The 17952-nt window shown below is 46.7% G+C and carries 18 protein-coding genes and 1 tRNA gene; 17 read left to right on the top strand and 2 right to left on the bottom strand.

Translation table 11 applies throughout. From position 1 onward, the window contains the following. The first annotated feature begins 180 nt into the window (after positions 1 to 180). The 5 genes from U0021_RS02660 to gloA are packed head-to-tail and all read left to right on the top strand — an operon-like array spanning position 181 to position 4068. A complete protein-coding gene (locus tag U0021_RS02660) occupies positions 181 to 780 on the top strand; it encodes a shikimate kinase (protein ID WP_407666583.1) in 600 nt (199 codons plus the stop codon). Then, on the top strand, positions 777 to 1892 hold the full coding sequence (aroB, locus tag U0021_RS02655) for a 3-dehydroquinate synthase (RefSeq protein WP_114800778.1): 1116 nt from the start codon (positions 777 to 779) through the stop codon (positions 1890 to 1892). The genes U0021_RS02660 and aroB overlap by 4 nt, the downstream gene beginning before the upstream one ends. Positions 1893 to 1904: 12 nt before the next feature. Next, positions 1905 to 2849, top strand: coding sequence for a hypothetical protein (locus U0021_RS02650; protein WP_114800789.1), 945 nt, complete (start codon positions 1905 to 1907; stop codon positions 2847 to 2849). Positions 2850 to 2869: 20 nt separating this feature from the next. Next, positions 2870 to 3496: a carbonic anhydrase gene (locus U0021_RS02645; RefSeq protein WP_049237416.1), complete on the top strand. Its 627-nt coding sequence runs from the start codon at positions 2870 to 2872 to the stop codon at positions 3494 to 3496. A gap of 35 nt (positions 3497 to 3531) precedes the next feature. Further along, complete coding sequence (gloA, locus tag U0021_RS02640) at positions 3532 to 4068, top strand: lactoylglutathione lyase (RefSeq protein ID WP_114800777.1); 537 nt, start codon at positions 3532 to 3534, stop codon at positions 4066 to 4068. A gap of 41 nt (positions 4069 to 4109) precedes the next feature. On the opposite strand, the gene U0021_RS02635 is transcribed toward gloA, so the two are convergent. After that, a tRNA-Arg gene (locus U0021_RS02635) sits at positions 4110 to 4186 on the bottom strand. A gap of 244 nt (positions 4187 to 4430) precedes the next feature. Here U0021_RS02635 and U0021_RS02630 point away from each other — a divergent pair. The 4 genes from U0021_RS02630 to queF all read left to right on the top strand — a co-directional run bounded on the left by U0021_RS02630 (position 4431) and on the right by queF (position 7781). Beyond that, on the top strand, positions 4431 to 4997 hold the full coding sequence (locus U0021_RS02630) for a c-type cytochrome (RefSeq protein WP_114800776.1): 567 nt from the start codon (positions 4431 to 4433) through the stop codon (positions 4995 to 4997). Positions 4998 to 5126: 129 nt separating this feature from the next. Continuing rightward, positions 5127 to 6104 carry an ABC transporter ATP-binding protein gene (locus U0021_RS02625; RefSeq protein WP_114800775.1) on the top strand — a complete coding sequence of 326 codons (978 nt, stop codon included), beginning with the start codon at positions 5127 to 5129 and terminating at the stop codon, positions 6102 to 6104. A 30-nt stretch (positions 6105 to 6134) separates the two neighbouring features. After that, positions 6135 to 6908: an ABC transporter permease gene (locus U0021_RS02620; RefSeq protein ID WP_114800774.1), complete on the top strand. Its 774-nt coding sequence runs from the start codon at positions 6135 to 6137 to the stop codon at positions 6906 to 6908. A 30-nt stretch (positions 6909 to 6938) separates the two neighbouring features. After that, positions 6939 to 7781: an NADPH-dependent 7-cyano-7-deazaguanine reductase QueF gene (gene queF, locus U0021_RS02615; RefSeq protein ID WP_114800773.1), complete on the top strand. Its 843-nt coding sequence runs from the start codon at positions 6939 to 6941 to the stop codon at positions 7779 to 7781. Between the two features lie 77 nt (positions 7782 to 7858). Here the strand turns inward: queF and U0021_RS02610 are convergent, their stop codons facing one another. Beyond that, entirely contained in the window at positions 7859 to 9577 is a 1719-nt protein-coding gene (locus tag U0021_RS02610) for a proline--tRNA ligase (RefSeq protein ID WP_114800772.1), read from the bottom strand. Between the two features lie 191 nt (positions 9578 to 9768). On the opposite strand from U0021_RS02610, the gene U0021_RS02605 reads away from it, so the two are divergent. The 8 genes from U0021_RS02605 to U0021_RS02570 all read left to right on the top strand — a co-directional run bounded on the left by U0021_RS02605 (position 9769) and on the right by U0021_RS02570 (position 17912). Next, entirely contained in the window at positions 9769 to 10440 is a 672-nt protein-coding gene (locus tag U0021_RS02605; protein ID WP_049237425.1) for a DUF4230 domain-containing protein, read from the top strand. Positions 10441 to 10485: 45 nt separating this feature from the next. Beyond that, entirely contained in the window at positions 10486 to 11118 is a 633-nt protein-coding gene (locus tag U0021_RS02600) for a phosphoribosylanthranilate isomerase (RefSeq protein ID WP_114800788.1), read from the top strand. Between the two features lie 149 nt (positions 11119 to 11267). Further along, positions 11268 to 12011, top strand: a complete 744-nt coding sequence (locus U0021_RS02595; protein ID WP_078255746.1) for an SDR family NAD(P)-dependent oxidoreductase — start codon at positions 11268 to 11270, stop codon at positions 12009 to 12011. Positions 12012 to 12055: 44 nt separating this feature from the next. Next, positions 12056 to 13270, top strand: a complete 1215-nt coding sequence (trpB, locus tag U0021_RS02590) for a tryptophan synthase subunit beta (protein WP_114800771.1) — start codon at positions 12056 to 12058, stop codon at positions 13268 to 13270. A 43-nt stretch (positions 13271 to 13313) separates the two neighbouring features. After that, the gene (trpA, locus tag U0021_RS02585; RefSeq protein WP_114800770.1) at positions 13314 to 14144 is read left to right on the top strand and encodes a tryptophan synthase subunit alpha; all 831 of its coding nucleotides are present in this window, start codon (positions 13314 to 13316) and stop codon (positions 14142 to 14144) included. A gap of 159 nt (positions 14145 to 14303) precedes the next feature. Further along, positions 14304 to 15185, top strand: coding sequence for an acetyl-CoA carboxylase, carboxyltransferase subunit beta (accD, locus tag U0021_RS02580; protein ID WP_114800769.1), 882 nt, complete (start codon positions 14304 to 14306; stop codon positions 15183 to 15185). Between the two features lie 143 nt (positions 15186 to 15328). After that, positions 15329 to 16642 carry a bifunctional tetrahydrofolate synthase/dihydrofolate synthase gene (gene folC, locus U0021_RS02575; RefSeq protein WP_114800768.1) on the top strand — a complete coding sequence of 438 codons (1314 nt, stop codon included), beginning with the start codon at positions 15329 to 15331 and terminating at the stop codon, positions 16640 to 16642. Between the two features lie 160 nt (positions 16643 to 16802). Next, positions 16803 to 17912 carry an SPOR and LysM peptidoglycan-binding domain-containing protein gene (locus U0021_RS02570; RefSeq protein ID WP_114800767.1) on the top strand — a complete coding sequence of 370 codons (1110 nt, stop codon included), beginning with the start codon at positions 16803 to 16805 and terminating at the stop codon, positions 17910 to 17912. Positions 17913 to 17952: the final 40 nt, after the last annotated feature.

The following is a 17952-nucleotide window of genomic DNA, read 5'->3' as shown; positions in this document are numbered from 1 at the left end:
AGTGGTCAATACACAAAAATACTGGTAACAAATTGCCAAACATTGTATTATAAGATAATTTTCATTCATGTTATTGAGTCTTGTTGGCGCGTAAGCACCCATCATGGCGACGATGGCGATATTAATACTAATTGGAAAATCACAATGCTTGATGACGATTCGGCTTTCATTGAAGGGGTGATGGTCGAAAAAGCAGGTAACGCCTTATCAAAACAGCTGCCTGCGATTTTTTTGGTGGGACCTATGGGTGCAGGCAAGACAACGATAGGAAAGCTGCTTGCCAAACATTTGGGGCGTAATTTTATTGATTGCGATTGGTATATCGTTGATCAGACGGGTGCTGATATCCCATGGATTTTTGAAAAAGAAGGTGAAGAAGGCTTTCGGGATCGTGAAACGCGTGCGCTACAAGAGCTGACGATATTGCCTAATATTGTCATGGCAACAGGTGGCGGAGCGGTTGGGCGCAGCGAAAATCGAGAATTGCTCAAAAAAGGCTTGGTGATTTATTTGGACGCCAGCGTCGATACGCAGTTGGCTCGCACCAAAAAAGACAAAAACCGACCACTGCTACAAGCACAAAATCCCCGAGCGGTGCTCGAATCTTTGTACCAAAAACGCCATCCGCTGTATCGTGAAGTGGCAGATATCGTCATGCCAACGGGTCGCGCATACCCTAAGCAAATGATCGGTGAGATTTTGGCGGTGCTTGAAAATTATGCTTTGGCTAATGCTTCTAACGAATTAAAGCTTGATCAACATACCAAGGAAAACCCATGACCCAAGAGCCGCTCATCGTCAAAACTCAAAGCCATGACTACCCCATTTTTATCCGAGCCAGTGACGGTCAAATTGACTTGGTAAGCCAGATCATTCCATTTATCACCGCCAAGCAAGTACTCATTGTGACTAATGATGTGGTTGCACCTTTGTATTTATCACAGCTACAAGACGGTTTATTATCCACTGGATTTCATGTGGAAGTATGTGTGCTGCCAGATGGTGAAGCGCACAAAACCCAAGACAGTATCAATGCAATCTATGATGTACTCCTTGGAGCGCATTTTGCGCGTGATTGCACCTTGATTGCGCTGGGCGGCGGTGTGATTGGCGACATGACAGGATTTGCAGCGGCAAGTTTTATGCGCGGTGTGAATTTTATCCAAGTGCCTACCACGCTGCTTGCCCAAGTGGATTCAAGTGTCGGCGGCAAAACTGGCATCAATCATCCGCGTGGCAAAAATATGATCGGCGCATTTTGGCAGCCTAGCTGCGTTTTGGCGGATATGGCGACATTCCAAACCCTGCCTGAGCGTGAATTTGCAGCAGGTATGGCAGAGGTCATCAAATACGCACTGATCATGGATGCTGATTTTTTAACTTGGCTCGAAGACAATGCCGATCAAATCAACGCCAAAGACGGACAGCTGCTCGGTGAGATGGTCTATCGCTGCTGCGATTTTAAGGCTCAAATTGTCGCTGCTGATGAGCGCGAATCTGGTAAGCGCGCGCTGTTGAATTTTGGTCATACTTTTGGTCATGTCATCGAGGCGCACCAAGGCTATGGCGCGTGGCTGCATGGAGAAGCAGTAGCAGCAGGCATGGTACAGGCTGCCCAAATGTCACACAAATTGGGTCTGATCAGTGCTGATGATGTGAGGCGCATTGAAACTATAATTGAAAAATATCATCTGCCGACCAAGCCCCCAAAGATAGGCGTAGAACAGGCACTGGATCTGATGGGGCATGACAAAAAAGTCCAACAAGGTAAAATCCGCTTGGTGCTGCTGCGTAGCATAGGCGATGCGTTCGTGACAGCGGATTTTGAGCTGGCAGACTTAGAAGCGGTGCTGGCAGGACAGATGACCGCAAGTCCTTTAATTGATGAGTGAATGGGTAAGATTATGTCACAAACTCCCATGATGAGTGAAAAATATTTTCGTCGTCAGGCGCTTTATTGGCTGATTATGGCGGCTGTGATCGCGGTTTTGTGGTTGATTGTTTGGCTGACCAGCTCTGCACCAGCGATCATCAGCAAACAACAAGCCGATCAAACGGTATCTTCTGCTGATGCATTGCCGACCACAATCACAGCGCTCAATGAGCTGGATGCTGTGGTTAAGCCCATGGATAATTCGGTGCTTGTGCGTGATTTGCGCAGTTATCCCCCTGAATTTAAAGATAAAATTTATTTTAATGGCATCAGTGGGCGCTACGCCATTCAGCTGATGGATGTCGCCGAAAATGAAGTCATTGTGGACTATCTCAACAGCCGAGAAGATCGTGAAGATTTCGCCTATTTTCGCTATACCGATGCTAATGACAAACAGCGCTATGTGCTGACTTATGGTAAATTTACCAGTCCAGCTGAGGCTGAAGCTGCCTTGCAAGGAGTGAACTTTCGATTGCCAGAGTCTGTAGCGCCAAAGACTGCTAAAATCTCTGATTTTATCGCAGTGATGGATAGCTATGAATTGGGTCAGGATGTGGTGGATTTGGCAAGCTCTCAGCCTCGCCGAGTTCGCTTGCAGGCAACACGCACTGAAATTCCAGTAAAGCCAGCCACGCCAGCGGATGAAGAATTGGCACGCCAAAGCCGTGAGCGCGCATTACAAACACAAATCTCTCAGCAGGTCGAACCGGTCAGACAGCCCACCGACTTGGATATCCAAAACGATATTAACCGCCTGTCTAATCAAAGACCGCAAGCAAACTCTGGTGATTTGCCGATGGCGCCTACCGCGCGACCACAGCCACCACAGCCGTCAGCCGATACAGCGCCTAAAAATGAGTCGCCCAGAGATGCTGCGCCAGCCCAAAGCCCTGTGGCAAATACAGAATCGCAATAACAGACAAACAAGGATGGCTTATGTCAAATGAATACGCAAAGCAGATTTTAAACGAACTTAAGGCAGGTAATGATCGCTACGTGGCAAATTTATCCAGCACCGAAAAGATCCCTTTGCCGCCGCCGACTTTGGTTAAGGAACACAAGCCTAATGCGATTATTTTGGGATGTTCGGATGCGCGCGTACCTGTTGAGCTTGTCTTTGACCAAGGTCTTGGGGATTTGTTCGTGATTCGAGTGGCGGGCAATGTGGTTGCGCCCAGTCAAATTGGGTCAATTGAATTTGCTGCCGAAAAGTTTGGCACACGCCTGGTAGTCGTGCTTGGGCACTCTCACTGCGGTGCGGTGACTGCCTGCGTCGAGGCACTCACTAATCCTGAACAATATTATTCACCAAATCTTCAATCGATCGTCGATCGCATTCGTCCAAGTGTGCTTAATTTACACGAAATTGCCACCGCATCGGGCGATGATGTGGATATGGATGAATTGATTGAGCGCTCTGTTCGCGCCAATGTCGGTATGTCAGTCAGTCAGCTTAAACATGGCTCACGCATTTTAGAAGACATGGTCAGACAGGGTGATTTGTTAATTGTCGGTGCTGAGTACGATGTCGCCACCGGCAAAGTGCATTTTTTAGAAGACTAATTTTAACAAGTGATTTATCAACGAAGGGGAAAACGATGAGCATCCAACAACCAAAAAACGCACTGACTGCCCAAGGCGTCAAAGACATTCCAGTGCAGTCAGAAGGCTATATTTTTAATCATACCATGCTGCGTGTCAAAGACCCAGTTAAATCTTTGGAGTTTTATACAGGGGTGCTTGGTATGACGCTGCTTAAGCATCGCAGCTTTCCAGACAGTGAGTTTGATTTGTATTTTTTGGCACGCTTAACCGAAGATGAACGCAATCATTTGCCGTCAGGTGATGAGCTAAAAGATTTTGTCTCACGCCAGCGCAGTATTTTGGAGCTGACGCATAATTATGGCACCGAAAATCAAGCTGATTTTAGCTATCATGATGGTAACAGTGAGCCGCGCGGGTTTGGGCACATTTGCTTTAGCGTACCAAACTTGAGTGAAGCGGTGGCATGGTTTGATGCCAATGGCGTGGAATTTAAAAAGCGTCCTGAAGAAGGCACGATGAAAGACATCGCCTTTATCAAGGATCCAGACGGATATTGGATTGAGATTATCGAAATTAACAATAATCGATAATCAGATGAAAAAACGCTGGATTGTCCAGCGTTTTGACAAGATGGTGTGCTTGGCGGGAATCGAACCCGCGACCTTCAGCTTCGGAGGCTGACACTCTATCCAACTGAGCTACAAGCACTGATGATTTAGGTGGCAAATTGTAGCAAGTTTTTGGGAAAAATGCCACTTAAGCCAGTAAAATAATGATAAATTTATGCAATTCTTGCTAAATTTTAACAGATTTTATAAAAAACATGGCATTTTACCTTGCTTTTCCCTTATAATAGTAGGGGTAAATTTTTATTGTAGGGATGGTGGCTATGCACAATGACTTGCACCGCTGTTCGACACCCCCAGAGCGATTGCTCAAGGCTAAAAACGAGATGATGACAATGAAAAAAGCTGTTATGTTTTCCTTTGCTGCATTGTTAGCAGTGTCAACAATAGCAACTCAAGCGCAAGAAGCTGCCGCACCTGCAGAAACTGCGACTGCTGATGCAGCTGAAGTGGCTACAGCTGAAGCGGCGGCTGAAGCACCTGCTCAAGCGGCAGCACCCGCAGAAGAAGCCCCAAAAGAAAGCCCACAAGTCCAAAAGCTCGTGGCGATGTATCCTAATTTGATCGCTCGTATCGCGCCTTTTGGTAAAGTTTGCTTTGAGGGCGAAGAATGCGATATCAATATCACAGTGCTTGCGCCAGCGGTTGAAGGTCAAGCGCGTGATGGTGAAAGCTTGTATAAGGCGCTTTGTTCTACTTGTCATGATGCTGGCTTGATCGGCGCACCTAGAATCGGTACCAGCGACTGGGCACCTCGAATCGGTAAAGGCACAGCAACGCTTTATAATCATGCCATCAATGGCTTTAATGCGATGCCTGCGCGTGGCGGTTCTGATATTTCTGATGAAGAAGTTCAAAACGCGGTTGATTATATTATCCAGCAATCAAGCTGATCGCCTGATCTAAGGCCTATCCCAAATCATTCAGCGAGTGATTTGGGATTTTTGCATTTGAGCTTTTAGCCTTGAAAATTTTATATTGATCTACATTAATAGGGCAATGATAAAGTTTAGAGTATTTTTATGACCACCGACAATACCCAGCGCATTGATGAGAATATACCAGCACTACAGATCAAAGGATTGAGTAAAACTTATAATAACGGCTTTACCGCACTCAAAGGCATTGATTTGACCGTCCCTCAAGGCGGATTTTTTGCTTTACTGGGTCCAAATGGAGCGGGTAAATCCACCACGATTGGCATTGTCAGTTCATTGTTTCCGCCATCATCAGGAACGGTGGAGATTTTTGGGGTGGATTTGTTCAAAGAACCCTCAAAAGCCAAACAGTTTTTGGGTGTGGTTCCCCAAGAATTTAACTTCATGCAATTTGAAAATGTACAAGATATTTTGGTGAATCAAGCAGGGTATTTTGGCATCACTGCCAAAGAAGCCAAGCCGCGCGCAGAAAAGTTGCTTAAGGCATTGGGTCTTTGGGATAAAAAAGACACCAAAGCGCGAATGCTCTCTGGCGGGATGAAGCGCCGTTTGATGATCGCGCGTGCGCTCATGCACAAACCTAAGCTACTGATCTTGGATGAGCCGACGGCAGGTGTGGACATTGAGCTGCGTCGCTCGATGTGGGAGTTTATGGAGTATATCAATCGAGAAGAAAACACCACGATCATCTTGACCACGCACTATCTTGAAGAAGCCGAACAATTATGTAAATACATCGCCATTTTGGATAAAGGCGAGATCCGCATTAACACCGACATGAAAAGCTTATTGGCAAGCTTGGATATTGAAAGCTTTATTTTGGATTTTGCTGAGCCGTTTGAGTCGCACATTAACCTAACTCAAGTGGTGCGCTATCAAAAAATAGATGACCTTAGCCTTGAAGTGACCTTAAAAAAGGGCGAAAGCCTGAATGATGTTTTTGCGCAATTATCCGAACAAGGCGTTCAAATTGCCAGTATGCGCAATAAGTCAAACCGCCTAGAAGAGCTGTTTATGAATTTGGTTGAAAATAATTTGACTGAAAAACTTACCAATGATTAATCACACATAAAAACAACGAACGAGCAGACGATGAATTTTAGCAAGCAATGGGTGGCATTTTTAACCATTTTAAAAAAAGAAATCAAACGAATACTGCGGATTTGGCCACAGACCTTATTACCGCCTGTCATCACCATGACCTTGTATTTTGTGATTTTTGGGCAGATGATCGGTAGCCGCGTCGGTGAGATGGGCGGCGTGTCCTATATGCAGTTTATTGTGCCAGGCTTGATCATGATGTCGGTCATCACCAACAGCTATTCAAATGTGGTGTCGAGTTTTTTTAGCATGAAATTTCAAGGCAGTATCGAGGAGCTTTTGGTTTCTCCCATTTCAAAGCATACGATCTTATTTGGTTATGTCAGTGGCGGGGTATTTCGTGGTCTTGCCATTGCTTTGATTGTGACGATCGTGGCGCTGTTTTTTACAGAGCTAAGCGTGGTGCATTTTGGCGTGATGCTGACTACCATCATCGGGACTTCGGTGCTATTTTCGCTTGGTGGTCTGATAAATGCGGTGTTTGCTCGTTCATTTGATGACATTTCTATCATTCCAAGTTTTGTGCTGACGCCACTGACGTACCTTGGCGGCGTGTTTTATTCGTTGGATAACTTATCGCCATTTTGGCAAAATTTATCACTGCTCAATCCCATCGTTTATATGGTCAATGCGTTTCGTTTTGGTATCTTGGGATACAGTGATGTCAATGTGTGGTGGTCATTGGTGGCGATTTTGGCATTTTGTGCTCTATTGTATACTACAGCGTATCGCTTATTAATTAATGGCTCAAAGCTTAGACTATAAACCATCATTGAGATGATAAAGGACTCTGATATGAGTATTCATGGCGTCTTAGGTGAGACCACAAGTTATCCAAAAAGTTATGACCCAAGTGTCTTGTTTGCCATCTCGCGTGATTTGGGGCGCGATGAGATTGTAAAGCTAACTGGTGTGCAAGCCGATCAGCTGACAGATGGCGTGGATGTTTGGCAAGCGTTTGAGCTATCGTGGCTGAATGATCAAGGTATCTCAAAGGTGGCGATTGCTCGTATTAGCATTCCTGCTCATTCACCGAATATCGTGGAATCTAAATCGCTCAAGCTGTATCTTAATAGCTTGAATTTTACCTCATTTAGCGATGCATCAGAGGTTCAAGCGCTCATACAAAAAGATCTGTCAGCGTGTGTGGGCGCTGATGTGAGCGCTGAGATTATTCCGCTGAGCGGCAGCGGCTTTGAGGTGCATGAACCGCTTGGGGTGTGCATTGATGAGGTGCTCGATGGCGGAAACGGGGTGATTATTGGCGATGATATTGATGCCTCTGTACTAAGGCACCCGCCTGTGCATCAGATGGCAGCTTATCAATTTCACACCAATTTGCTGCGCTCAAACTGCCCTGTGACCAATCAGCCGGACTGGGGGACGCTGTCAGTCTCAATCACGACTGATAAGGCACTCGATTATCAAAAAATTTTAAGCTATGTACTGACTTTTCGTAAGCACAATGGCTTTCATGAGCAGTGCGTAGAGCGTATTTTTGCTGATTTATTGGTGAATTTTGAGCCGTCATCTTTGATGGTGCAAGCCAACTATACTCGCCGAGGAGGGATAGATATTAATCCTGTCCGTGTGCTAAATCATGATTTGCCAGCCGTGACCAGACAAGTGCGTCAATGAATGGCGGACTGCTTTATTAGAATAATTAAAAAACCTTGTCTTGATGACAAGGTTTTTTAATTATCAGCTACTTAGAGTTAAAATAACGCCAGCAGCTCATCTAGGCTTAGCATCTGCTTATCGCCTGTGGCACGGTTGACATATTCGTATTTATTTTCAGCAAGATTTCTTTCTGAAACCACGACACGATGCGGAATACCGATCAGCTCAAGGTCAGCAAATTTCACGCCTGGGCGTTCATCACGGTCATCAAGCAGGACATTAATACCGCGAGATTTTAGGGTTTGGTACAGCTCTTCAGCCTTGGCTTCAGCGTTACCATCTTTTGATTTCATTGGTACGATGGCAACATAAAACGGGGCGATGCTGTCCGCCTTATCTTGAGCTTCTGCCCAGATGATGCCATTATCGTCATGATTTTGCTCAATGGCAGCAGCGATGATGCGGCTGACACCAATGCCATAGCAGCCCATCATCAAAGTCACAGGTTTGCCTTCTTTACCGAGTACTGAGCATTTCAAAGCTTTTGAATATTTATCCCCCAGCTGGAAAATATGACCGACCTCGATACCGCGTTTGATGCTAATCACGCCCTTACCATCTGGAGATGGATCGCCGTCAACCACATTGCGAATATCGACGATTTGGGTGATTTTAGCATCACGATCCCAGTTCATGCCAGTGGTATGCTTGTGCTCGATATTGGCACCTGACACGAAGTCAGACAGCGCCGCTGCGGCACGATCGACATAGACCGGCATGTTCAAATCTACGCTGATGTAGCCTTTGATCAGTCCAATGTCCTTTAGCTCATCTTCAGTCGCCATGGTCAAAGGAATATGAGCGTCGGCAAGTTTTTCTGCTTTGATTTCGTTTAATGTGTGGTCACCGCGCAAAACCAAGGCAATGAATTTGGGCGCCTCAGGATTATCTTGGCTGTGACTGCCTTTGACGATCAGCGTTTTGACGGTTTGGCTCAGTGGTATGTTTAGGTGCTTGGCGACCGCCTCACAAGTGGGCATGTCTGGTGTATCGACATCAGTGCGTGCTTGGGTGGGTGCCAAACGCTCGTCATGACAGACGGCTTCTGCAAGCTCCACATTGGCGGCAAAATCTGATTCGGTTGAGAATGCGATGTCATCTTCACCGCTGTCCGCTAGCACATGAAACTCATGCGATGCAAAACCACCAATCGAGCCTGTGTCTGCTTGCACGGCACGGAAATTGAGCCCCAAGCGCGTAAAAATACGGCTGTAGGCGTCATACATATCTTGATAAGTCATTGCCAGTGACTCTTTGTCAATGTGAAAAGAATACGCGTCTTTCATGGTAAATTCGCGAGCGCGCATCACCCCAAAGCGTGGACGGATCTCGTCGCGGAATTTGGTTTGGATCTGATAAAATGTGATCGGTAGCTGCTTGTAGCTTTTAAGTTCATTGCGCGCGATGTCGGTGATGACTTCTTCGTGGGTGGGACCCAACACAAAATCACGGCTGTGACGGTCTTTGAATCTTAAAAGCTCAGCGCCATAATCTTCCCAACGCCCAGACTCATGCCAAAGCTCGCCTGGCTGCGTCACCGGCATCAAAAGCTCTTGGCTATGAATACCCTCCATCTCCTCACGCACGATGCGCTCGACGCGCTTAAGCACACGCAGACCCATTGGCATCCATACATACAGACCTGATGCAAGCTTACGAATCAGACCTGCACGAACCATCAGTTGGCTTGAGACGATGTCGGCATCATTGGGTGTCTCTTTTAAGGTGGCAAATATAAATTGGCTGGCTTTCATGATATGACCTTTAAAATTAAGCAAAGCTAAACTTTATTTTTTGAAATAAATATTTTATGAAACAAAACTCATAAACAGCTTATATTACGGCAAACTTTAAAGAATGTACAACAAATTTTTGGGGATTTTACACAAATTTCTTGGCTTTTATGGTATTTTAAACAACACGATCTCAATCAACGGATTTTAAAATGATTCGACAAGATTTGACCAATCATCGCCGCCAACACGGCAAGGCGGCATATATTGTGATGGCGCTTTTGGGTATGTTGGCGCTGATTGCCGTATTTATGCTGGTCAAAAAGCCGGATGCTCAAGCCGAAGTGATCACACGAGAGGGCGTCATCACAGAGATTCAGTCGCTGTCTCGCCTACAAACGGCGGCATTTGGGGTTGAGACCATTGTGACTGCCAATAAAGATGGCACATGGCAGGCACTTTGGCAAGACAAGCAAAGAGGGCTATTTGTTATCAAAGGTCGAGTGCTTGCAGGCATTGATTTGAGTGCCATCGGATCTGAGATGGTGCATATCAGCGAATCGCAGAATGCAGCAGGCGAGCCCATCCAAAGCGTACATATCACTTTGCCGCCGTCTGAGATCTTTGAGGTATTTTTGGATAATATTGAAGTATATGATTGGCAGACTGGATTATTTGGGGCGGTAGCTGGCGATCCGGCATTATTTGCCAAAGCTCAAGCCGATGCCAAAGCACAGGTACTTTCTAAAGCATGTCAAGGTGATGTGCTGACCTTGGCGATGACCAACGCTGCCGAGCAAGTCAAAAATCTATTCATGCTCACAGGTGCGCAGGTGGAAGTCTCAACCCAAGGTACAGGCGCTTGTCAGTTGCCAAGCTCATAGGTATTTTAGATGACTTACTCTTTAAAAGATGTGCCACAGTCAGTCATGCGCATCAAGTTTTGTGGCTTTAGGCGCGCCCAAGATGTCCAAGCGGCAGTAGCGGCGGGCGTCGATGCCATTGGACTTGTGTTTTATCCGCCCAGCCCGCGATCTGTCGATGCCGCGCTTGCCCAAACCCTTGTGGCACATATTCCAGCTTTTGTGAGTATTGTGGCGCTGGTGGTGAACATCAGTGATGATGAGCTGATTCATATCGCTAACACTGTGCCTTTTGATGTGATACAGTTTCATGGTGATGAATCTGCAAGTGAATGCCAAAGACAAGCGGCGCTCGTAGGCAAGCGCTGGATCAAGGCGCTTCGCATTGATGCATCTCGACACGATGCCCAAGCGATCACTCAGATGGTCAATGAGTATCACGCCAAAGGGGCAGTGTCGATTTTGCTTGATGCTTATCATGCGGACAAGTTTGGCGGCACGGGCGAGCGGTTTGATTGGTCAATTATCCCTAAACATGCCAGTTTGCCGATCATTTTGGCAGGTGGTCTGACCCCTGAAAATGCCGCGCTCACCAAGCAGCTGCCGATCCATGCTGTGGATGTCAGCGGCGGCATTGAATCAGCCAAAGGCGTCAAGGACATTGACAAAATGCAAGCTTTTATTACAGCTGTCAGATAGATTTTGTTTGGCGTTAGACGGCTAATCGGCTTTATATTTATAAATACAAAATAAAAGCCAACAATCAAATGATGCCAAATTCTGACGATTTTGATATAGTGGCATTTTCAGCCATCAGTGAGTCAATCATGGATAAAATAGGATACCATATGCATATTATTGTCACAGGCGCAACAGCAGGACTGGGCGAGCAAATTGCGCGAGATTTTGCAGCCCTAGGGCACACCGTCTATGGTACGGGCAGGCGACTGGATAAATTAAATGCACTTAAGGCAGAGCTTGGCGAGCACTTCATACCGCTTCATTTCGATGTTTGTGATACTAAGGCGATGTCAGAAGTGCTTGGCGGCATTGATCTGACCAAGATTGATGTGCTGATTAATAATGCAGGGCTTGCGCTTGGTCTTGAGCCGGCACACCTTGCCGACATTCAAGACTGGCAGACTATGATAGATGTGAATATCAAAGGATTGGTGGGTGTGACGCATCTGGTTTTGCCGTATATGGTGGCAAATAATCATGGATTGATCATTAATATCGGCTCAACAGCGGGCAATCATCCATATTTTGGCGCAAATGTGTATGGCGCTTCTAAGGCTTTTGTTAAGCAATTTAGCAATAATCTTAGAGCTGATCTGATCAATACACGAGTGCGTGTGACAAATATTGAGCCTGGTATGTGCGGCGGTACGCAGTTTAGTCAGGTACGTTTTAAAGGCGATGACACCAAGGCAGCCGCAGTCTATGAAGGTGTGGAGTATCTGACCGCTAGCGATATTAGCAATACAGTGCAGTGGGTCGCCTCACAGCCTTGGCATGTGAATATCAATGCCATCGAGCTGATGCCAACTGCCCAAACTTATGCAGGGCTTGCGGTTGCGCGCGATATTTAAATTTTTTAGAAGTGGTTTAAAAGGTTAATAAAATAAGGTAATTTATGACAACGAATCTTGATTTTGGACAATTCCCTGACGCCAATGGACATTTTGGCGTACACGGTGGTCGTTTTGTTTCAGAGACTTTGATGAAGGCGCTTGAAGAGCTTGAGCAGATCTATAAAACTGCCAAAGCCGATCCTGAGTTTTGGAATGAATTCATGGCGGACTTGACGGATTATGTCGGACGCCCAACGCCACTGTATTTTGCTGAGCGCTTGAGCCGTGAGATTGGCGGTGCCAAAATCTTTTTTAAGCGCGAGGATTTGAATCATACAGGCGCCCATAAAGTCAATAATACCATCGGTCAGGCGCTGCTCGCTAAGATGGTTGGTAAAAAGCGCATCATTGCGGAGACGGGAGCAGGTCAGCATGGCGTCGCTACCGCCACGATTGCGGCGCGTCTTGGTCTTGAGTGTGTGGTTTATATGGGTGCAGATGATGTCGAGCGCCAAAAAATGAACGTCTATCGGATGCGCCTGCTTGGGGCGACCGTTGTGCCTGTCACTTCAGGTTCACGCACCCTAAAAGATGCCATGAATGAAGCCATGCGTGATTGGGTGGCAAATGTCGATACCACTTATTATATCATCGGCACAGTGGCAGGTCCGCATCCTTATCCGATGCTCGTACGCGATTTTCAGGCGATCATTGGTCGTGAAGCAAGGATTCAGCATCTTGAAAAAACAGGTCGCCTGCCTGACGCATTGGTGGCGTGTGTTGGCGGCGGGTCGAATGCCATTGGACTGTTTTATGACTTTTTGAATGACAGTGAAGTGGCGATGTATGGCGTGGAAGCCAATGGCCTAGGTCTTGATACGCCTGATCATGCAGCACCCCTGCAGGCAGGACGCGTGGGCGTTTTGCATGGTAATCGTACTTATTTGATGGCAGATGACGAAGGTCAAATCTTGGGCACGCATTCGATCTCGGCAGGGCTTGACTATCCAGGTGTGGGACCTGAGCACAGCTTTTTAAAAGATGTTGAGCGTGTTCACTATGTCGGCGCGACAGATGATGAGGCTTTACATGCCTTTAAAGAAGTCACTCGCAAAGAAGGCATCATCCCAGCGCTTGAAAGCGCCCATGCAGTGGCTTATGGCCTAAAATTAGCAGCAACTATGCGCCCAGATCAGTCAATTATCGTGAATATGTCTGGTCGTGGCGATAAGGACTTGCATACAGTCATGGCAAAAGATGGCATTGAGGCTGACTAAGCCACCACCAATTACCGACAGTAAATGATTTGATGAGAACATAATGAAAACAAGAATTGAACTGACTTTTGAGGCGCTGCGCCAAGCCGGCAAAAAAGCGTTAATCCCTTATATTATGGCTGGCGATCCACGTCCTGATGTGACGGTGGATTTGATGCATAAGCTTGTTGAGCATGGGGCGGACATCATCGAGGTGGGGCTGCCATTTAGTGATCCGATGGCAGACGGACCTGTGATTGCCCATGCAGCCGAAAGGGCGCTGGCGGCAGGCGTGAGTACGCGAGATGCGCTGAATATGGTTGCCAAATTTCGTGAACACGACCAAACGACGCCTGTATTAGTGATGGGTTACCTAAATCCAGTTGAAATCATTGGGTATGATAACTTTGCCAAGATGTGCGCTGACGCTGGCGTCGATGCGATCTTAATGGTGGATCTGCCACCAAGCGAGGCAGGGAGTTATCCCAAAGCGCTCACTGAACGGACCGATCACCCCATTAATCAAATTTTCTTGCTTTCACCGACCACCGAGCCCGACCGCCGCGCCAAAGTGATCGAAAACTGTAGCGGATTCATCTATTATGTATCGCTCAAAGGCGTGACAGGCTCGGGCGCGCTGGATGTGGACGAAGTGCGCAAGCAAGTCGCACAAGTCAAGAGCGAAACCGACATCCCTGTATGCGTGGGCTTTGGTATTCGTGATGGCGCTTCCGCCAAGGCGCTGGGCGCGGTGGCAGATGGCGTGATCGTCGGCTCAGAGCTGGTCAAAAACTTCGCCGACTGTGAGAATGATGATCAAAAGATCACCCAAGCCAAAGCTAAGCTGCTTGCCAAGATGGATGAATTAAGACAAGCGCTTGATGAGATTCATTGATTTTTGCTGATTCAAAAGTCTTAAGTGGGCGGGCATGGTCGCTTGTGATGGCATGACTTGATGGGCTGTGGGCTAAATTTTGTTTGCCAAAATCAATTTACAAGTGTAAACTATATGCCATATTGGGTGGATGCCCAAACATAGTAAAAAGGATAAATTATGAGTCAAGCTCAACTGACCGAACCCACCATTTGGCTAAAGCGTGAAGTGCCTGGCGTTAAGCGAACCACTGTGCCGACCTTGACCGCTGTCGAGACTGAGCCGTCGACCGAGTGCCCAAATTGCCATGCGCTGATTACCAATACGGCGCTGAATTTAAACCAATATGTGTGCCCTGAATGCGATCATCATTTGACTATGACGGCGCGTCAGCGTTTGGAGTGGTTCTTAAGCAGCATTGATTCAGAGCTTGGTCAAGAGTTCACGACAGGCAATCCTTTGCATTTTGTGGATTCTAAGCCTTATCCTGAACGTATGAAAGAAGCCCAAAATAAGACCGGCGAATCTGAAGGCTTGGTGGTGATGACAGGTAAGCTTAAAAACTTAGATGTCATTGCTTGTGCTTTTGATTTTCGCTTTATGGGCGGATCTATGGGGTCTGTGGTGGGCGACCGCTTTGTCCAAGCTGCCGAAACAGCCTTGGCACAGCGAAAGCCTTTGGTGTGCTTTGCTGCGTCAGGCGGCGCGCGTATGCAAGAAGGGCTGTTATCGCTCATGCAGATGGCACGCACATCCGCTGCCATCGAAAGATTGAGACTGGCAGGCGTGCCTTATGTGGTGGTGCTGACCAACCCTGTATATGGCGGTGTGACCGCATCTTTGGCGATGCTTGGTGATGTACATATTGCCGAACCCAAGGCGATGATTGGCTTTGCAGGTAAGCGTGTCATTGAGCAGACAGTGCGTGAAGTGCTTGATGAGCCTTTTCAGCGAGCTGAGTTTTTGCTTGAAAAAGGCGCGGTGGATATGGTGGTACATCGCCATGAACTCATCGATACGACGCATCGCATTTTAGCAAAACTCTCAAAAGCTGCCGTTTAGCCTTTACTTAAATTTAATGCATTAAAGACGCTTTGTGGGCGTCTTTTTTATTGGCAAATAAAATCTTCCAACCCTGAGTGATTTTTGTTTTAAAAGCCCACCAAACCAAGTACAATAGCCTAAAGTATTTGGGAGTCATAATTATGACAAGAACTGTAAGCCAGTGGCTAGAATATATTGGCAGTATTCATGTCTCTGCCATTGATATGGGGCTTGAGCGCGTGTTGCCTGTTGCCAAGCGCTTGGGCATTCTAAAAGATAGTAGGGTATCTGATAAAAAACCAACAGTTTTTACGGTGGCAGGCACCAATGGTAAGGGTTCAACCACGGCAACCATCGCCGCAATTTGTCAAGCAGCTGGTCTAAAAACTGCGCTGTATCAGTCGCCGCATTTGGTATCTTTTACTGAGCGTATTCGCATTGATGGCGAGCAGATCACCGAAAATGATTTGGTGGCAGCCTTTGAGGTGGCGGAAGCAGCGCGCCTTGCTGAAAATTTGACCTTGTCATTTTTTGAGATGACAACTTTGGCGGCATTTTGGTATTTTGAGCAGTCAAGCTGTGATGTGTGGGTGCTTGAAATTGGACTTGGCGGACGCTTGGATGTCGTTAATATCATTGATCCTGATGTCGCTGTCATCACTAATATTGGCATTGATCATGTGGACTGGTTGGGTGATGATATTGAGGGTATTGGTCAAGAAAAAGCAGGCATTATCCGAGCGGATATTCCTGTGATCTTGGGCGCACGCCAGATGCCAAACAGTGTGCATGCAGTGGCAAACAGTTTGACGAGTCGTGTATATCAGTTGGGCGTAGACTATGACTATGTCGATCAAGGTGAAGCGTGGATTTTTACAAATGATGCCTTGACCATGCGACTGCCTAAGCCAAAGTTATCCTTACAAAATGCCGTCAACGCCGTCGAAGCAGTATTACAAAGTGGTTTACAGATTCATACCGATGCCATCACGCATGGACTTGATGGGGTTAGACTCTCTGGGCGATTTGACCAGCGTACGATCGAAAATAGGCACTGGATCTTTGATGTGGCGCACAACGCCCATGGCATCGAGTTTTTCTTAAAACAGTGGATTTTGGCGTGGCATCAGCATCTCAAAGACTATCCTGATGCGACGCTCAAAGTCCTGTTTTCGATGTTGGGTGATAAAGATGTCGGTGCGGTATTGAGCGCTGTGGCATCTGCCAAGGATGAGATCGCCATTGATCAGTGGCATGTGGCTGCTATTGATCACCCAAGAGCAATGCCGCTAGAGACGCTTTTAAACCAAGTATATGCATACATCGATCCATCTGAAGTGACTTCCTATCAAAGCCTACCGTCAGCCACCCGCGGTATTTTGGCGGACAGTCAGCCTAAGGATATGATTGTGGTTTTTGGCTCATTTCATACGATCAGCGAAAGCTTGATTGAGTTATTTGGTAAGCCGTATTAAATTTTAAAAATCATTTACCCATATCACACAAATTTTATATATGATTGTCTTGACAATTTGATAAAAAAACGATATTTTTATTAGTTTATGATAAAATTAGCCTTATGGCGACATATGCAAATTCTATCTATAAAGTCAATAACAGGTTGGTGGTTTGGTTATGATTTCTAAACAAATTATATTGGGCATTACGCTGATCGTCGGTGGTAGCGTGGCTTTTTTTGCACTGGCAAAAAATGACGCTCAAACCGCCAAATCGGCACAAGTCGCCCAGCAGACATCAACCGATACCAAGGTGGCAAAACCTGTGGTTCAGCCTCTGACGGCAGATGTGGCGACCGAAGAAAAGCTGTTGGCTGAAAAGCAGCGCGCACGTGAGGCGCATACGCTGCAAATGCAAAAGCAAGCGGCAGCTTTGCTTGAAGAGCAAAACAACGCACGCAAACAAGCCCTCGAAAAAGCCAATGCCGAAGCCAATGGACGCACTGTGACCAATACTCAGGCAGTATCGGCAGACAGCGCGGCCAAAAGTGAGCTGATCGCAGCGCCGACGGTTCAGACACGCCCTGAAGCGATAGAAGCTGCTCGTAAAGCCGAAGAAGCCAAAAAGGCCGCTGAAGAAGCCAAAAAATCTGAGCAAAAAGCTAAGGATGAAAAAGCCAAATCAGCCGATAAGCCCACCGAAAATAAAGCTGAAAACAAAAAAGAAGATAAAAATGCCCAAACCAAAGCGCCTGCCAAGGCGGGTACTTATGATGTCCAGCCTGGCGAAACTTGGCAGGGTATCGCTAATCGTCATGGTATTTCGGTGGCGGCATTGGTTGAGGCCAATGGCATGACGCGTCATGATATTTTGAGAGCAGGGCGTAGCATCAAGATACCTTCTGCATCTCAAGTGGCGCGATTGGAGCGTGATAATAAAGCCAGAGAAGCCAAATCTAAAGAAGAAACTAAAAAATCTGATAACCAGTCTCAATCAAAGACAGAGCCTAAGAGCGATAAAAAAACCGACTCAAAATCTCAAAGCACTCAAGCGTCTGGACGATACACCGTTCAAGTGGCGATTTCTCCAGACAAAGACAAGGTCGATGAAGTGGTTAAAAAGTATCGTGACGCTGGCTATAAAGTCACAACCAGTAGCACCAGCCGTGGTTTGCGCGTATTGGTCGGTAGCGAAAAAACAGAAGAAGGCGCAAAAGCCTTGCGCTCCAAAATCGCGGCAGACTCTCGTGTTCCTTCATCAGGCGCTTTTGTGCATAAGACTCAATAATCGGCGCGATGTTTGCGCTGCATTGACCGATCGATAAACT

Source organism: Moraxella canis (assembly GCF_034424565.1).
GTDB lineage: Bacteria > Pseudomonadota > Gammaproteobacteria > Pseudomonadales > Moraxellaceae > Moraxella > Moraxella canis.
Note: the sequence above shows the minus strand (reverse complement) of the source record. Positions and strands in the feature narration are given on the sequence as shown.

Bases quoted from the DNA above. Each gene is read 5' to 3' on its own strand.
- U0021_RS02660 (WP_407666583.1), top strand. From the start codon at position 181: ATGGTCGAAAAAGCAGGTAACGCCTTATCAAAACAGCTGCCTGCGATT.
- aroB (WP_114800778.1), top strand. From the start codon at position 777: ATGACCCAAGAGCCGCTCATCGTCAAAACTCAAAGCCATGACTACCCC.
- U0021_RS02650 (WP_114800789.1), top strand. From the start codon at position 1,905: ATGTCACAAACTCCCATGATGAGTGAAAAATATTTTCGTCGTCAGGCG.
- U0021_RS02645 (WP_049237416.1), top strand. From the start codon at position 2,870: ATGTCAAATGAATACGCAAAGCAGATTTTAAACGAACTTAAGGCAGGT.
- gloA (WP_114800777.1), top strand. From the start codon at position 3,532: ATGAGCATCCAACAACCAAAAAACGCACTGACTGCCCAAGGCGTCAAA.
- U0021_RS02630 (WP_114800776.1), top strand. From the start codon at position 4,431: ATGATGACAATGAAAAAAGCTGTTATGTTTTCCTTTGCTGCATTGTTA.
- U0021_RS02625 (WP_114800775.1), top strand. From the start codon at position 5,127: ATGACCACCGACAATACCCAGCGCATTGATGAGAATATACCAGCACTA.
- U0021_RS02620 (WP_114800774.1), top strand. From the start codon at position 6,135: ATGAATTTTAGCAAGCAATGGGTGGCATTTTTAACCATTTTAAAAAAA.
- queF (WP_114800773.1), top strand. From the start codon at position 6,939: ATGAGTATTCATGGCGTCTTAGGTGAGACCACAAGTTATCCAAAAAGT.
- U0021_RS02610 (WP_114800772.1), bottom strand. From the start codon at position 9,577: ATGAAAGCCAGCCAATTTATATTTGCCACCTTAAAAGAGACACCCAAT.
- U0021_RS02605 (WP_049237425.1), top strand. From the start codon at position 9,769: ATGATTCGACAAGATTTGACCAATCATCGCCGCCAACACGGCAAGGCG.
- U0021_RS02600 (WP_114800788.1), top strand. From the start codon at position 10,486: ATGCGCATCAAGTTTTGTGGCTTTAGGCGCGCCCAAGATGTCCAAGCG.
- U0021_RS02595 (WP_078255746.1), top strand. From the start codon at position 11,268: ATGCATATTATTGTCACAGGCGCAACAGCAGGACTGGGCGAGCAAATT.
- trpB (WP_114800771.1), top strand. From the start codon at position 12,056: ATGACAACGAATCTTGATTTTGGACAATTCCCTGACGCCAATGGACAT.
- trpA (WP_114800770.1), top strand. From the start codon at position 13,314: ATGAAAACAAGAATTGAACTGACTTTTGAGGCGCTGCGCCAAGCCGGC.
- accD (WP_114800769.1), top strand. From the start codon at position 14,304: ATGAGTCAAGCTCAACTGACCGAACCCACCATTTGGCTAAAGCGTGAA.
- folC (WP_114800768.1), top strand. From the start codon at position 15,329: ATGACAAGAACTGTAAGCCAGTGGCTAGAATATATTGGCAGTATTCAT.
- U0021_RS02570 (WP_114800767.1), top strand. From the start codon at position 16,803: ATGATTTCTAAACAAATTATATTGGGCATTACGCTGATCGTCGGTGGT.